At 72.9% G+C, this 14943-nt stretch carries 14 protein-coding genes and 3 tRNA genes; 13 read left to right on the forward strand and 4 right to left on the reverse strand.

Translation table 11 applies throughout. The features are described 5' to 3' along the window. The first annotated feature begins 195 nt into the window (after positions 1-195). Complete coding sequence (locus ACU4ZT_RS02400) at positions 196-1086, forward strand: amidase domain-containing protein (RefSeq protein ID WP_445337789.1); 891 nt, start codon at positions 196-198, stop codon at positions 1084-1086. On the opposite strand, the gene ACU4ZT_RS02405 is transcribed toward ACU4ZT_RS02400, so the two are convergent. Together ACU4ZT_RS02405 and pgm are read right to left on the reverse strand one after the other, a co-directional pair. After that, complete coding sequence (locus tag ACU4ZT_RS02405; protein ID WP_063072484.1) at positions 1083-1580, reverse strand: ribosomal maturation YjgA family protein; 498 nt, start codon at positions 1578-1580, stop codon at positions 1083-1085. The two genes, ACU4ZT_RS02400 and ACU4ZT_RS02405, sit on opposite strands and share 4 nt — an antisense overlap. Before the next feature lie 80 nt (positions 1581-1660). After that, on the reverse strand, positions 1661-3301 hold the full coding sequence (gene pgm / locus ACU4ZT_RS02410) for a phosphoglucomutase (alpha-D-glucose-1,6-bisphosphate-dependent) (protein ID WP_445337790.1): 1641 nt from the start codon (positions 3299-3301) through the stop codon (positions 1661-1663). Between the two features lie 49 nt (positions 3302-3350). On the opposite strand from pgm, the gene pheA reads away from it, so the two are divergent. The 11 genes from pheA (at position 3351) to ACU4ZT_RS02465 (ending at position 12364) form a co-directional block, all read left to right on the forward strand. Continuing rightward, a complete protein-coding gene (gene pheA / locus ACU4ZT_RS02415) occupies positions 3351-4307 on the forward strand; it encodes a prephenate dehydratase (RefSeq protein WP_063072482.1) in 957 nt (318 codons plus the stop codon). Between the two features lie 49 nt (positions 4308-4356). Beyond that, the gene (serS, locus tag ACU4ZT_RS02420) at positions 4357-5637 is read left to right on the forward strand and encodes a serine--tRNA ligase (RefSeq protein WP_445337791.1); all 1281 of its coding nucleotides are present in this window, start codon (positions 4357-4359) and stop codon (positions 5635-5637) included. Then, a complete protein-coding gene (locus ACU4ZT_RS02425) occupies positions 5634-6455 on the forward strand; it encodes an HAD family hydrolase (RefSeq protein WP_414748440.1) in 822 nt (273 codons plus the stop codon). The genes serS and ACU4ZT_RS02425 overlap by 4 nt, the downstream gene beginning before the upstream one ends. 170 nt (positions 6456-6625) lie before the next feature. Then, positions 6626-6710 (forward strand) — tRNA-Ser (locus ACU4ZT_RS02430). Positions 6711-6726: 16 nt separating this feature from the next. After that, on the forward strand, positions 6727-7989 hold the full coding sequence (locus ACU4ZT_RS02435) for an LCP family protein (protein WP_063072479.1): 1263 nt from the start codon (positions 6727-6729) through the stop codon (positions 7987-7989). Positions 7990-8086: 97 nt separating this feature from the next. Beyond that, positions 8087-8178 (forward strand) — tRNA-Ser (locus ACU4ZT_RS02440). 79 nt (positions 8179-8257) lie between these two features. Continuing rightward, positions 8258-8803, forward strand: coding sequence for a hypothetical protein (locus tag ACU4ZT_RS02445; protein ID WP_445337792.1), 546 nt, complete (start codon positions 8258-8260; stop codon positions 8801-8803). A 64-nt stretch (positions 8804-8867) separates the two neighbouring features. Beyond that, on the forward strand, positions 8868-9953 hold the full coding sequence (locus tag ACU4ZT_RS02450; protein WP_445337793.1) for a LacI family DNA-binding transcriptional regulator: 1086 nt from the start codon (positions 8868-8870) through the stop codon (positions 9951-9953). A 167-nt stretch (positions 9954-10120) separates the two neighbouring features. Continuing rightward, positions 10121-10819 (forward strand): ThuA domain-containing protein, encoded by a 699-nt coding sequence (locus ACU4ZT_RS02455; RefSeq protein ID WP_063072476.1) that lies wholly within the window; start codon positions 10121-10123, stop codon positions 10817-10819. 17 nt (positions 10820-10836) lie between these two features. Then, positions 10837-11913, forward strand: coding sequence for a Gfo/Idh/MocA family protein (locus ACU4ZT_RS02460; protein ID WP_063072507.1), 1077 nt, complete (start codon positions 10837-10839; stop codon positions 11911-11913). Positions 11914-12004: 91 nt separating this feature from the next. After that, positions 12005-12364, forward strand: a complete 360-nt coding sequence (locus ACU4ZT_RS02465; RefSeq protein WP_063072475.1) for a hypothetical protein — start codon at positions 12005-12007, stop codon at positions 12362-12364. 126 nt (positions 12365-12490) lie between these two features. On the opposite strand, the gene ACU4ZT_RS02470 is transcribed toward ACU4ZT_RS02465, so the two are convergent. Continuing rightward, entirely contained in the window at positions 12491-13834 is a 1344-nt protein-coding gene (locus tag ACU4ZT_RS02470; protein WP_445337794.1) for an alpha-amylase family protein, read from the reverse strand. 188 nt (positions 13835-14022) lie between these two features. Between ACU4ZT_RS02470 and ACU4ZT_RS02475 the strand changes: the two genes are divergently transcribed. Next, a tRNA-Arg gene (locus ACU4ZT_RS02475) sits at positions 14023-14095 on the forward strand. Positions 14096-14230: 135 nt separating this feature from the next. On the opposite strand, the gene ACU4ZT_RS02480 is transcribed toward ACU4ZT_RS02475, so the two are convergent. Then, complete coding sequence (locus ACU4ZT_RS02480) at positions 14231-14509, reverse strand: response regulator transcription factor (protein ID WP_445337795.1); 279 nt, start codon at positions 14507-14509, stop codon at positions 14231-14233. Positions 14510-14943 lie beyond the last annotated feature (434 nt).

The raw sequence follows: 14943 nt of genomic DNA on the forward strand, positions 1-14943 counted from the left end.
GGTTCTCGGGGAGTGGAAGGCATCCGATTCTCCACAAGTCGATCGACTGGCCACTCGGGCGTCCTCGCGCCCGCGGCCGCGCGTGCTCCCTCTCGGGCGGCCCTCGTCGCGCCGTCCGGGGGACGCACGGGGTCGCGGGGTACCCTGGTCGCGCCCGGCATCCCGGCGCACCCCTTCTACCTCCCGGAGCAGCTCGTGACCGCCGACATCCGCCGCCGCAGCATCCTCGCCGCCGCGCTCGCGGTCCCCGTGACCGCCGCCCTCGCCGCCTGCACCCGCCAGGAGCCCGAACCGCGCGCCGTTCTCGGCGCCGACGGCCGGCCCGCCGCGTCGGGATCCGCGCCCGCCGTCTCCTCCGTCGAACCGGCCACGCTCTCCGTCTCGGGCGGCCAGACCGTCACGCTCGCCGGCGTCGGCCTCTCCGCCGCGACCGCCGTCATGTTCGCGGGCACCGCGGGCACCGACCTCAAGGTGGCGGGCGACGGATCCGTCACGGTCGTGGCGCCCCGCTCCGCCGACTACGAGGACCGGTCCGCCGAGATCCAGGTCATGGCGGGCGACGCCGCGCTCACGACGGCGACCGCCGCGTACGCCGCGCAGACCCCGGTCGACAAGCAGCTCCAGTACGCGCTCGCCCACTGGGACTCCTACAACCTCAAGGAGTACGGCAACTTCAACCCGTCCGGCGGCGACTGCGTGAACTTCGTGAGCCAGACGCTCATCCAGCGCGGCTGGGAGATGACGACGGAGTGGCACAACCGCGGCGGCGGGTCCGACTGGACCTACCCGTGGATCCACGTGCCCACCTTCGACAAGTGGCTCACCTCGAACGCGTCCACGCTCGGCATCACGCGCCTCGAGCTCGCGGACCGCGACAAGCTGAAGGTCGGCGACATCGTCATCTTCGACTGGAACCGCAACTCCTCGCCCGATCACACCCAGATCGTCTCGGCCATCGAGCCCAGGGCCGGCGGGAACATCGTGAAGATGGTCGGCCACAACCTCGACAACGACTTCCGCGACCTCGACGCCGCCATCACCACCGAGCACCCCGGCGCCCAGGTGCACTTCTGGAGCGTGGCCTAGGTCGGGTCGTCGAGCCCGCGGCCGATGCGCAGCAGGCGGTCGACCGCGAGCACCAGCAGCACGCCGAGCGCGTAGGCCCCGAGGTCGACGGGGTCGTACCCGGTGCCGAGCAGCAGCCGGCAGAGGGGCACGTGCAGCGCCCACAGCGCGGGCCACCCGGTGATCTGCAGGAGCTCGATCCCGGTGCACCACACGAGCACGGCGGCGCCGTGGACGACCGTGTCCACGCGGGGGAGCGCCGCGATGAGCGCGAGGTGGAAGGCCGCCGCGTAGAAGATGTCGGGCCACAGCCCGCGGCCGTCGCTGTGGGTGACGACCATGCCGGCGACCACGACGGCGAGCAGCCCCGCGAGCGCCACGACCCGCCGGCGCGCGTGGCCGTCGGGGAGCCGCATGTGCCGGTCGACGACCGGGGTCGCGCCGGCCGCACCGTCGCCGGGGCGCATCGACGGCTCGTCCCAGACGAACGCATCCACATCCCCGGAATGGCGCATTCCCCCAGCGTAGGCATCGTGGATGCGAAGCCTCCCATCGCGGCGGCTGCGCATCGCCCGGTCGATCCCGCGTCGAGCCGCTAGGCGCCGAGCGCCGCGTCGACGATCCGCTTGGCCTCCGCCTGCACCGCGTGCAGGTGGTCGAGGCCCACGAACGACTCGGCGTAGATCTTGTAGACGTCCTCGGTACCGCTCGGGCGCGCCGCGAACCACGCGTTCCCGGTGACGACCTTGACGCCGCCGACCGCGGCGCCGTTGCCGGGCGCGGTGCTCAGCTTCGCGGTGATCGGGTCGCCCGCGACCTCGATGGCCGTGATGGCGTCGCCGTCGAGCTTGCCCAGGGTCGCCTTCTGCGCCTTCGTGGCCGCGGCGTCGACGCGCTCGTAGACCGGGTCGCCGAAGCGCTCCGTCAGCTCGCGGTAGAGCACGCTCGGCGTCTTGCCGGTGACCGCCACGATCTCGGCGGCGAGGAGCGCCAGCAGGATCCCGTCCTTGTCCGTGGTCCAGACGGTCCCGTCCATGCGGAGGAAGCTCGCGCCCGCGGACTCCTCGCCGCCGAAGCCGACGGATCCGTCGATGAGGCCGGGCACGAACCACTTGAAGCCGACCGGCACCTCCCAGAGGCGGCGGCCGAGCGACTCGGCCACCCGGTCGATCACGCTGGAGGAGACGAGCGTCTTGCCGATCGCGGCATCCGCGCGCCACTCGGGACGGTGCGCGTACAGGTAGTCGATGGCGACCGCGAGGTAGTGGTTCGGGTTCATGAGCCCGGCGTCCGGCGTGACGATGCCGTGCCGGTCGGCGTCGGCGTCGTTGCCCGTGAGGATGTCGAAGTCGTCCTTGCGCGCGAGCACGCTCGCCATGGCGGAGGAGGAGGACGGGTCCATGCGGATCTTGCCGTCCCAGTCGAGCGTCATGAAGGCCCAGGCGGGATCCACCTCCGGGTTCACGACCTCGAGGTCGAGGCCGTGGCGCTCGCCGATGGCGGCCCAGTACTCGACGGACGCGCCGCCGAGGGGATCCGCGCCGATGCGCACGCCCGCCTTCCGGATGGCCTCCATGTCGATGATGGAGCCGAGGTCGTCCACGTAGTGGCCGAGGAAGTCGTAGCCCTCGATGCGGCCGCGGGCCTCCTCGAGCGGGACGCGCTTCACGTCCACGAGCCCGCCCGCGATGATCGCGTTGGCGCGCGACGCGATCCAGCCGGTGGCGTCGGAGTCCGCCGGGCCGCCGTGCGGCGGGTTGTACTTGAAGCCGCCGTCGGCCGGCGGGTTGTGGCTGGGAGTCACGACGATGCCGTCGGCCACGTCGTCGTCGCCGTGTGCGTCGTCGCGGTTCCAGCGGAGGATCGCGTGCGAGAGGGCGGGGGTCGGGCACCAGGAGTCGCGGGAGTCGGCGAGCACGCGCACGCCGTTGGCGACGAGCACCTCGAGCGCGGTGTCCTCGGCGGGCTTCGAGAGCCTGTGGGTGTCGCGGCCGATGAACAGCGGCCCGGTGATGCCCTGCTCGGCCCGGTACTCCACGATCGCCTGCGTGATCGCGAGGATGTGGTCCTCGTTGAACGCGGTCTTCAGGGAGCTGCCGCGGTGGCCGCTCGTGCCGAACGCCACCTTCTGCTCCGGGTCCTCCACGTCGGGGTGGAGGTCGTGGTACGCCCGGATCAGCTCGTCGAGGTCGACGAGGTCGGACGGGAGGGCGACTGTGCCTGCGCGGTCATGCATGCTCCCATCCTGGCACCGGGGCCCGCCCATTCCCATCTAGGGTGCAGGCATGGCCGAGACCCCGCGACCCGACGAGACCTACAGCTACCTCGGCCCGTCCGGCACCTTCACGGAGGCCGCGCTCATGCAGGTCGAGGCCGCCCGCGGCCGCACCTGGCGCGCGGTCAACAACGCCTCCGAGGCCCTCGCCGACGTGGTGTCCGGCACCTCGGTCGCCGCCATGATCGCCATCGAGAACTCCGTCGAGGGCGGGGTGACGGCCACGCAGGACGCGCTCGCGAACGTCCCGGGCCTCCGGATCCTCAGCGAGCACCTCGTGCCGGTGTCCTTCGACCTCGTGGTGCGGCCGGGCACGGCGCTCGCCGACGTGCGCACCGTGGCCGCCCATCCGGTCGCCTACGGCCAGTGCCGCCGCTTCCTCGAGCGCGAGCTGCCGAGGCACGGGCACGTGCCGGCGACCTCGAACGTCGCGGCGGCCCTGTCCCTGCTGGACGGCGGCACCGCGGACGCGGCGATCGCGCCGCCGCGGATCACGGAGGGCCGGCCGCTCGAGGCGGTCGCCCGCGGCGTCGGCGACAATCCGAATGCGGTCACGCGCTTCGTGCTCGTCGGCCGCGCCACCACGCTGCCGCCGCGCACGGGCGCCGACAAGACGAGCCTCATCGTCGAGCTGCCCGACGACCGCGCCGGATCCCTGCTCGACCTCCTCGAGCAGTTCGCGACCCGCGGCGTGAACCTCACGCTCATCCAGTCGCGGCCCATCGGCGACGAGCTCGGGCGCTACCGCTTCGTCATCGACGCGGAGGGGCACGTGCACGACGAGCGCGTGGCCGACGCCCTGCTCGGGATCCGCCGCTTCAGCCCGCGGGTCACGTTCCTGGGCTCGTATCCGCGGGCCGACGGCGCGCGGAGCAGGTACCGCGCCCGGTACGAGGACGACGTGTTCCTCGAGGCGCGCGACTGGCTGCGGGGCATCCTCTCGGCCGAGCCGGGCGCGGGCGCCTGACCGGTCGACGCGCCCCGACGCGCCCGGGCCGCTTCGTTAGAGTGACGGGGTGATCGATCCGCAGACCCTCCGCGACCATCCCGACCTCGTCATCGCCTCGCAGGAGCTGCGCGGAGCCTCCGTGGAGGTGGTCGACCAGGCGGTCGCCGCCGAGTCCGAGCGGCGCCGGGCGATCACGGAGTTCGAGGCCCTGCGCGCCGAGCAGAACGTGCACGGCAAGCTCGTCGCGAAGGCCGACAAGGCCGACAAGCCGCGCCTCATCGCCGAGGTGCAGGAGCTGAAGGCGCGCGTCACGGCGGCGCAGGAGCGCGCGCAGGAGGCCGAGGCCGCGCTCGACGAGGCCATGCGGCGGATCCCGAACATCGTCATCGAGGGCGTGCCCGCCGGCGGCGAGGACAACTGGGCGCTCGTGCGCGAGGTCGGCGAGAGGCCGTCGTTCGACTTCGACCCGCGCGACCACCTGGAGATCGGCGAGATCCTCGACGCCATCGACATGGGACGCGGCGCCAAGGTCTCCGGCGCCCGCTTCCACTTCCTGAAGGGGATCGGCGCGCGGCTCGAGATCGCGCTGATGAACTTCGGCCTGGCGCGCGCGCTCGAGGCCGGCCTCGTGCCGCTCATCACGCCCACGCTCGTGAAGCCCGAGATCATGGCCGGCACCGGCTACCTCGGCGCCCACGCCGACGAGGTCTACCACCTCGACGACGACGACCTCTACCTCACGGGCACGAGCGAGGTGGCGCTCGCCGGGTACCACGCCGACGAGATCCTCGACCTCGCCGCGGGCCCCATCCGCTACGCCGGCTGGTCCACCTGCTACCGCAAGGAGGCGGGCTCCTACGGCAAGGACACCCGCGGCATCATCCGCGTGCACCAGTTCCAGAAGCTCGAGATGTTCAGCTACGTCGACCCGTCCGACGCCGAGGCCGAGCACGAGCGCCTGCTCGCCCTGCAGGAGCGCATGATGCAGGACCTGGGCCTCGCCTACCGCGTCATCGACACGGCGGCGGGCGACCTCGGGTCGAGCGCCGCCCGCAAGTACGACGTCGAGGCGTGGATCCCCACGCAGGACGCCTACCGCGAGCTCACCTCCACCTCGAACTGCACCACCTTCCAGGCCCGACGACTCGGCACGCGCTTCCGCGGCGAGGACGGGCGCACCTCACCCGTCGCCACGCTCAACGGCACGCTCGCCACCACGCGCTGGATCGTCGCGATCCTCGAGACGCACCAGCAGGCGGATGGCTCGGTGCGCGTGCCCGAGGCGCTGCGCCCGTACCTCGGCGGCCTCGAGACGCTGGAGCCCGCCACGGCGAAGGCGGCGCGATGACCCCGCGCGTGGCCGACGCCGACCGCCTCCTCATCGCCCTCGACATCGACGGCACGCTCCTCGGCGAGGACGGCTCGCTCGACGAGCAGGTCATCCGCGAGGTGCGGCGCGTGGAGGAGGTCGGCCACGTCGTCATGCCCTCCACCGGCCGCTCGGTCGCCGACACCCTGCCGATCGTCGACCGGCTCGGCATCCGGCCGGAGTACATGGTCTGCTCCAACGGCGCGATCACCCTCGAGCGCGACGCCGACGCCCCCACCGGGTACAGCCGACGCTTCGTCGAGACGTTCGACCCCGCCGACGTGCTGCAGCGGATCCGCCCCCACCTCGCGAGCGGCCGCTACGCCGTCGAGGACGAGGAGGGCGTGTACCTCTACTCCGGCGGCGACTTCCCGGCCGGCGTGCTCGAGGCCAACGGCCGTCACGTCGAGTTCGAGGAGCTGCTCCACGTGCCCGCGACGCGCGTCGTCGTCATCTCGCCCGGGCACGACGTGGAGGACTTCCAGGGCGTCGTCGAGCGCATGGGCCTGCACCGCGTGAGCTACTCGATCGGCTGGACCGCCTGGCTCGACATCGCGCCCGACGGCGTGAACAAGGCCACGGCCATGGAGCGCGTGCGCGAGCTGCACGGCATCGCCCGTACGCACGTCCTCGCGATGGGCGACGGCCGGAACGACATCGAGATGCTGGAGTGGGCGGGCGCGCACGGCCGCGGGGTCGCGATGGGCCAGGCGCCCGCCGAGGTCATCGCGGTGGCCACCGAGGTCACCGGCCCCATCGCCGAGAACGGCGCGGCGGTGGTCCTCGCCCGTCTCTGACTCCGGTCGCCGCGAGATTCCCCACCTGGGGAGGATTCAGCCCGCTCGGATCCGCGACGTGCGAGAGTGACGCATCCCGCGCGGTCACCCGGCCGCACCCCGCGGGCCGACCGGCCACCGGTAGGATCCTTCACGATCGCCCCATCCGCCCCGCGGGAGGGCGCGCATCGGGAGGGCTGTCCGAGCGGCCGATGGAGCCAGTCTTGAAAACTGGTGGGCAGAGATGTCTCGTGGGTTCGAATCCCACGCCCTCCGCCCGGAGAGGACCCGCATGAGCGACGCGCCCCTGCGCCCCCGTCGATCCGAGACGCCGCCGGTCATCGCCCGCCACGGCCGGCTGCGCAAGTCCTCGGCGGCGCGGACGCTGCTGATCGGCACGGCCATGACGCTCGTGGTGCTGGTCGCGAGCGGACTCTCGGTCGCCACCATCGCCCTCTGGGAGCTCGACAAGTCCGTGCAGGCCAACACCGTCGACATCAGCGACGGCACCGAGCAGACCACGGTGGGCGTCGGCGCCCTCGACGGCGGCTTCAACATGCTGCTCGCCGGATCCGACACCCGCCAGGGCCAGGGCGACGGCTACGGCAAGACCGACGGCGCGCTCAACGACGTGAACATGGTGCTGCACGTCTCCGCGGACCACTCGCAGGCCACCGTCGTCAGCCTCCCGCGCGACCTGATCGTGCCCATCCCCGCATGCCAGCGCAGCGACGGATCCGGCACCACCTCGCCCCTGTCCGCCGCGCCCCTCAACTCCGCGCTCTCCGACGGCGGCCTGCCGTGCGTCGCGAAGACCGTCGCGCAGTTCACGGGTCTCGACATCCCGTACGCGGCGCTCATCGAGTTCAACGGCGTCATCGAGATGTCCAACGCCGTGGGCGGCGTGCCCGTCTGCTTGGCGAGCCCGCTCAAGGACAAGCGGACCGACCTCGACCTCCCGGCCGGCGTGACCCCGCTGAAGGGCAAGGAGGCGCTCCAGTTCCTCCGCACGCGCCACGCGGTGGGCGACCAGAGCGACCTCGCCCGCATCAGCAACCAGCAGGTGTTCCTGTCGTCGCTCGTGCGCACGATGCGGCAGTCCAGCACGCTCTCGGATCCCACGCGCGTCTACGGCCTCGCCAAGGCGGCGGTCGACAACATGCAGCGCTCCACGTCGCTCGACTACCAGACGATGGCGTCCATGGCGCTGGCCCTCAAGGACATCCCGCTCGACCAGGTGCACTTCGTGCAGTACCCGGGCACGACCTCGGGCACGGGCGTCTACGCCGGCAAGGTCCAGCCGCTGAAGACGGACGGCGACGAGCTCATGCAGCTCCTCAGGACGGACGCGCCGTTCCAGGTCAAGGCGGGCAACACGGGGCTCGGTGCGGTCGCGGAGCAGCCCGCGGCATCGACACCGGCACCGGCCCCGTCGGCGAGCGCGCCCGCTGCGGGCGGCGGATCCGCGCCCGCGCCCTCCGGCCCCACCGTGCTGCCCGAGGCGATCACGGGCACCGACGCAGGCACGGTCACGTGCTCGAAGGCGTCCAGGTGACCCCGACGCGCGCGCGGAGGTCGACGGATCCCGCCGACCGCCCGGGACGCGGGATGTGAGCACGGCCCCGCGTCCGGTACAGTGGACGGGTACGTCTGGAGACGTCGCATAGTTCGGCCTAGTGCACCACCCTGCTAAGGTGGAGTACCCGTATGGGTACCGTGGGTTCAAATCCCACCGTCTCCGCCACTTCTCTCCCTCCCCGTCTCGGCCTCGTGCGCCATGCGCCCCGGGGGTCGGGCGCATCCGGAACCGATACCATCCTCGGATGGACCGCCAGACGCTCGACCAGCTGACGACGGGCCGTTCTCGGCGCGACGTGCAGGCCATCCGCGACGCGCTCTCCGCGCTGTCTCCCGGGGACCTCGTCCGCGTCGTCACCCGCTCGCCTCGGTACGGCCTCTACGTCGTCGACGGCGAGGTGCGCACCGGGGCGAACGGTCAGATGTCCGTCGCGGACACCGCGCTCGGCGCCGCGGGCGAGATCCAGGGCATCTCCGTGAGGGCCGAGGACGCGAGCGCGAGCGCGCCGGCCCTGCCCTCGTCGGTGTCGGGCCTCGCCCACGGGACCGCGGTCCGCGTGACGTTCGACGAGCCCGCCTACGGCGCGTTCCAGGTCACGGGTCCGCTCACCGCGGGCGACGACGCGTTCCTGCTCGTCGGCAACTGGATCGTGGTGGACGGCGATCGGTTCGCTCCCCGGGTCGTCGGCGTCGAGGTGGCGGCCGATGTCGAGGTGCATCCGGCGAACGTCCCGCCGAAGCGCCCGTCGGCCGAGGACCCGGCCGTGCCGGTGCCGGGCCTCACCGCCTAGCCTCGCGAGGACCCGGCCGGTCGCGGCCTCGTCGTCGAGGGCCGGTCGGCCTAGCATCACCCCCATGAGCGACACGTTTCCCGATGCGACGCGGGCGCCGGACCCCGATCACGGCTCCGGCACCACCCTCGGCCTCATCGCGCGCGAGGCGAACGTGTCCATCGGCACGGTCAGCAAGGTGCTCAACGGGCGCAAGGGGATCTCGCCCGCGACCCGGGCGCGCGTCGAGGAGCTCATGGAGCGGCACGGCTACAGCCGCCGCGGGGCCGAGCGGCCGCACGGCGCGCTGATCGAGATCGTGCTCGAGGTCGTCGACACGGGCTTCTCGGTCGACCTGCTGCGCGGCGTCTCCGCCGTCGCGCGCGAGCACGCGCTGAGCGTCATCGTCACGGAGCACGGGCGCGACACCGCCCTCGACGGCGACTGGATGGCGGGAGTGATGCAGCGCCGCCCGATGGGTCTCGTTCTCGTGTTCTCCGACCTCGCGCCCGCGCAGAAGCGGCAGCTGCGGAGCCGAGGCGTCCCGTTCGTGGTGGTGGATCCCGCGGGGTCGCCGGCCGCGGACGTGCCGGCCGTCGGATCCACCAACTGGGAGGGCGGCCACGCCGCGGGGGAGCACCTGCTGGGGCTCGGGCACCGGCGGATCGGCGCGATCAGCGGCCCGCCGCACCGGCTCTACTCCCGCGCCCGCATGTCCGGCTTCCGCAGCGCGCTCGAGGCGGCCGGATCCGGGGTCTCGCTCGTGGAGGTCGAGGGCGACTTCGGGCGCACCGCCGGGCACCGCGCGGGCGGCGAGCTGCTCGACGCCGCCGACCGTCCCACCGCGATCTTCGCGGGCAACGACGAGCAGGCGCTCGGGCTGTACGAGGCGGCGCGGGAGCGCGGGATCCGGATCCCCGACGACTTCTCCGTGCTCGGCTACGACGACCTCCCGTTCGCCCGCATCGTCTCGCCCGCGCTCAGCACGGTGCGCCAGCCGGTGCGCGAGATGGCGGAGGCGGCGGCGCGCATGGTGCTGCGGATCCGCGAGGGCCGGAGCGACGAGCCCACCCGGCTCGACCTCGCGACCGCGCTCGTGGTGCGCGCCAGCACCGCGGCGCCCGCGGACGGGAGCGCGATCGCGGGCGCCGCGGTGTCGCCCCGCGAGTGAAACGTTTCGGATCCCCCGCGCGCTGCTTGCCTGCCCTGACCGCCGGTGCGTAGCGTTCGAGGGGCGCCGGCAGTCGCCCGGCCGCGCCCGACGAAGGAGTCGCAGATGCAGATCCCCCGCACGTCCGTCCGCCCGCATCCGGGTCGCCCGACCGGGACGGCCCGCTCGTGACCGTCGCCCGGAAGGCGCTCGTCGTCCGCGGCGGCTGGGACGGCCACATGCCCGTGGAGACCACGGGCCTGTTCATCCCGTTCCTCGAGGAGAGCGGCTTCGAGGTCCGCGTCGAGGAGGGCTCGGCCGTCTACGCCGACGCCGATGTCATGGCCGCGACCGACCTCATCGTGCAGGCCAACACCATGACCACGATCGAGCCCGAGGAGATGGCCGGCCTCCGCGCCGCCGTCATCGCGGGCACCGGCATGGCCGGCTGGCACGGCGGCATCGCCGACTCGTACCGGAACACCGCCGACTACCTGCACATGATCGGCGGCCAGTTCGCCCATCACGCGGGCAAGGACCCGGCCGAGCGCACGGGCGAGCAGTCCGACAACTACATCCCGTACACGGTCGAGATGACCGAGCTGGGGCGCACGCACGAGATCACCCAGGGGATCGCCGACTTCGATCTCGTGACCGAGCAGTACTGGGTGCTGAGCGACGAGTACAACGACGTGCTCGCGACCACCACGCAGACCGTGCGGCCGTGGGATCCGTGGCACCGGCCGGTGACCGCACCCGCGATCTGGACCCGCCAGTGGGGCGAGGGCCGCATCTTCGTCTCGGCGCCCGGCCACCGCATCGAGGTCGTCGAGGACCCGAACGTCCGCACCATCATCGAGAGGGGCCTCCTGTGGGCGGCACGCTGAACCACGACGACGACGCGATGACCCTCGGGATCATCGGCGTCGGGAAGATCAGCGAGCAGTACTTCGCGGCGTTCGAATCCCTGCCGGGCGTGCGCCTGGTCGCCGTCGCCGACCTCGACCTCGAGCGGGCGCGCACGGTCGCCGAGGCGCAGGGCGTGGACGCGTTGAGCGTCGACGACCTCATCGCCGACCCGCGGATCCAGGCCGTGCTCAACCTCACGATCCCCGCCGCGCACGCCGAGGTCGACCTCCGCGTGCTCGAGGCGGGCAAGCACGTCTACGGCGAGAAGCCGCTCGCGCTGAGCCCCGCCGAGGCCGAGCCGATCCTGCGGCTCGCCGCGGAGAAGGGCCTGCGCGTCGGATCCGCCCCCGACACCGTGCTCGGCACCGGGATCCAGACGGCCCGCCAGGTGCTCGACGCCGGCACCATCGGGAAGCCCGTCGCCGCCAACGCCTTCTGGGGCGCGCCCGGCCACGAGCTCTGGCACCCTGCCCCCGCCTTCTACTACCAGCCGGGCGCCGGGCCGCTCTTCGACATGGGGCCGTACTACCTCACGGCGCTCGTGACGCTGCTCGGGCCCGTCGTCCGCGTGCAGGGCGCGTCGCTCCGCTCCGACCGGGTGCGGTCCGCCGCGTCCGACCCGGAGGCGCGCGCGATCCCCGTCACCGTCGACACCCACGTGAGCGCCGTGCTCACGCACGCGTCGGGTGCCGTCTCCACGGTCACCATGAGCTTCGACATCTGGGCCACGCGGATCCCGAACATCGAGGTGTACGGCACCGCCGGCACGCTCTCGGTGCCGGACCCGAACCACTTCTCCGGGAGGGTGCAGGTCGCCACGTCCGCGGACCGGGAGTGGACGGACGTCGAGCCGAGCGCGGGCTTCGTCGACGCGGGCCGGGGATGCGGCCTCGCGGAGATGGCCGACGCCATCCGTCGGGGCGTCCCGCATCGGGCGTCGGGGGAGCTCGCGTTCCACGTGCTGGAGGTCATGGACGCGATCCTCGACCCCGCCGCGACGGGCGAGATCCGCAGCACCGTGGAGCGTCCGGAGGCCGTCCCGCTGGGCCAGCCGGGGCGCTCGGGGGCCTGATCCGGGGTCGTGCGCGAACAGGTAGTGGGCAGCCTTCCACAACCCTCGGATCGGACCGTTCCTGGGAGCCCGGGGCTACTAGCCTGACGCCGTGACCCGCCACTTCTCGCAGTTCCTCTTCGCGCCGTACGGCGATGGACAGGGTCTGCGCGCCGTGGACGAGCACGAGGTCGACGAGGCGCTGCACCCCACCGTCGGCACCGGCGGCGCGTCCGAGGAGTCGCCGGCGACCGACGCCACGTCCCCGGAGGCGTGGCCTCCGCTGACGGCCGTGGAGTGGCCGCTCACGCACCGCCCGTTCGACGACGACGACGAGCCCGAGATCGCCGACGGGCACTTCGCGGCGGCGGACGAGGATCCGGACGCCGAGGCCGTCGAGGAGGCCGCGGCCTACGCCGCGCGGGCCGCCCTCCTCGCCGAGGTCTACGGCTGGCCGCACCGGGCCGTCTGAGCGGTCCGGCTGTCTGAGCGGTCCGGCCGTCTGGCCGGTTCGGCTGTCCGGCCGGTCCGCTGATCTGGCCGGACCGGCCCCCGCCTGCGAGGGGGCGGCGTCGCGTGCCCGGGACGTCCCGGCGCGTCAGGCGCCCGCCAGCACCGCCCACGCGTGCGCGGGCACGCGGCCGTCGCCGTCCACCTCGCCCGCCTCGACCGCGGCGATCCCGCCCGGGACGGCGATCGGCTCGTCGCCGAGGTTGAGCACGAGGCGCAGGGCGTCGGGTGCTCCCGGAGCGACGCCGCCCGCCGCGCCGGAGAGCGACGGCCGCAGCGTGACGGTGAGCGCGGTGTTGGTCAGGTCGGAGGTCCGGAGGCCCGCGTCCACGAGCCAGGCGTGCCGGCGACGGAGGCCGACGAGCCGCTGGTGCAGGCTGCGGATCCGGGCGGCGTCCGGATCGTCCGCATCGGCCGGCAGCTCGTCGGGTGCCGCCGGGTACGCGGGTCGCACGGCGTCGTCGCCGCCCGCGCGGTCCTCCTTCACGCCCGTCAGTCCGCGCTCGTCGCCCGCGTAGATCGACGGGATGCCGGGGAGGAGGAGCAGGAGGGCGATCGCGTGGCCCAGGTGGCGCGGATCCACCGCCGAGGCGATGCGCGTGACGTCGTGGTTGCCGACGAAGGTCTGCGGCGTGAAGGACGGCAGCAGCTCGGAGTGCCGCGTCAGGGTCCAGTCGAGCTCGAAGAGGTTCCGCTCGGCGATGGAGCTGCGGATGGACTTCCAGAGCTCGTAGGCCGTGATGGAGTCGATGGTCGACTCGGCGGCGTACCCGGCGTAGTCGCCGTGGATCATCTCGCCGACGAACCAGGCGTCCGGGTGGCGTTCGCGCACGCGCGGCAGCACCGCCGCCCAGAACGAGGCGGGCACGGCGTACGCGGCGTCGAGCCGCCAGCCGGCGATGCCGCGGTCGAGCCAGTGGACCATCACCTCGGCGACGTGCGCGCGCACGGCCTCGGAGCCGTGGTCGAGCGTGACGAGGGCGCCGTGGCCCTCGAAGCCGACGGGCTCGCCGGCCTCGTCCCAGCGGAACCAGGACGCCGCCTCGGATCCGGGCCCGTCGGCCAGCGCCTGCACGAAGCGCGGGTGGCTGTGGCCCACGTGGTTGAAGACGCCGTCGAGGAGCACGCGCACGCCGCGCTCCGAGGCGTCGGCGAGCAGCGCGTCGAGGTCGGCGTCGTCGCCGAGCCGCGGGTCGACCCGCAGGTGATCGCGCGTGTCGTATCCGTGCGTCTCGGAGTCGAACACCGGACCGAGCAGCAGGCCGTCGGCGCCGAGGTCGACGAGGTAGGGGAGCCAGGCGCGGAGGCGCTCGAGGCGGTGCGCGGGTGCGGCGTCGACGCCGTCGGCGAGGTCGTCGCGGGTCTGCGGCGCACCCGTGAAGCCGAGCGGGTAGACGTGCCACCACACGACGTGATCGGTCCAGGATGCCAAGGGTCGCTCCTCGCGGTTCGGGTCGATCCAGCCTAATCAGCGGGCGCCGGGGCGACCGCCGGAGGGCCGGGGCCGGACATCGCCTCGCCTCGGACCGCGTCCGGCCGCCCGATTCGCGGGGCGGCCCGCGAGCATGTAGTCTGTCTCCCGGCCTGATCGCCGCTCGCGGGGATCATCGCCGTACGACTGCGCCCGTAGCTCAACGGATAGAGCATCTGACTACGGATCAGAAGGTTGGGGGTTCGAATCCCTCCGGGCGCACAGCACCTCCGGGTGCGCATCTCTGGTTGAGACAGAATGGAACGGCCCGCCTCGTGCGGGCCGTTCTCTTTTTCCCCCGAGCTTTCGGCTGGCGGGATGACCGGCCGGCGGGACGCGTGGCCATCACCCCGTCGCTCAGCGCGTGGGCCCGAGCGGCTCCACCCCGCGGTTCTCGTATGCCCAGATCGTGGTGTGCAGGCGGTCGCGTACGCCGAGCTTGTCGAGCGTGCGGCTGACGTGGGTCTTCACGGTGGTCGGCGCGAGGAGCAGCCTGCCCGCGATCTCCGCGTCCGACAACCCACGGGCGACGAGCAGGAGGACCTCCCGCTCGCCGGCCGTGAGCCGGGCGAGGTCCGCGTCGGTGCCGGTGCCGCGGCCGCGTGGCCGTGGTCGAGGGCAGCGAGCGTGGCGCAATCCAGGTGCAACGTGGCACGTTAGGCGGCTACGTCAGAGCCCAGCGGGACGTCTAAGGTGGGCCGGCGTGCGTGACTTTGTCTAGTGGCGGCGCCTTCGCGTACGGCCGGCGGGTTGGGCCGCTCGGCGTGTCGCACCCGTCTTCACCCGTCGCCCTGGCATCGTTTTCGCGTTGGCGGCGTTGTCAGACGAGGCGCTCCCACCGGCCTGTGCCGGCGAGAGTCGGCCCACAGACACTTCGATCCGACCGCGCTCGAACACGGCGGAGCTGATCGTCGCTGGTGGCGGCCGTCCTGGTCTACGAGCCGCAGGCGCTCGAGTAAGTTAAGTGCCACGTCGTGCGAAAATAAGCACGTAAGCTACGCACCTCCCGGCAAGTCCAAATACCCTTCCGGCCCCGTAGACTCCAGATGCTACCGGCAGCGTTCAACGGC

The sequence above is a fragment of the Clavibacter davisi genome (assembly GCF_052751415.1).

Excerpts from the sequence above, each read along its gene's own strand:
- ACU4ZT_RS02405 (WP_063072484.1), bottom strand. The coding sequence starts at position 1,580 with ATGCGCCATTCCGGGGATGTGGATGCGTTCGTCTGGGACGAGCCGTCG.
- pgm (WP_445337790.1), bottom strand. The coding sequence starts at position 3,301 with ATGCATGACCGCGCAGGCACAGTCGCCCTCCCGTCCGACCTCGTCGAC.
- pheA (WP_063072482.1), top strand. The coding sequence starts at position 3,351 with ATGGCCGAGACCCCGCGACCCGACGAGACCTACAGCTACCTCGGCCCG.
- ACU4ZT_RS02425 (WP_414748440.1), top strand. The coding sequence starts at position 5,634 with ATGACCCCGCGCGTGGCCGACGCCGACCGCCTCCTCATCGCCCTCGAC.
- ACU4ZT_RS02435 (WP_063072479.1), top strand. The coding sequence starts at position 6,727 with ATGAGCGACGCGCCCCTGCGCCCCCGTCGATCCGAGACGCCGCCGGTC.
- ACU4ZT_RS02445 (WP_445337792.1), top strand. The coding sequence starts at position 8,258 with ATGGACCGCCAGACGCTCGACCAGCTGACGACGGGCCGTTCTCGGCGC.
- ACU4ZT_RS02450 (WP_445337793.1), top strand. The coding sequence starts at position 8,868 with ATGAGCGACACGTTTCCCGATGCGACGCGGGCGCCGGACCCCGATCAC.
- ACU4ZT_RS02460 (WP_063072507.1), top strand. The coding sequence starts at position 10,837 with ATGACCCTCGGGATCATCGGCGTCGGGAAGATCAGCGAGCAGTACTTC.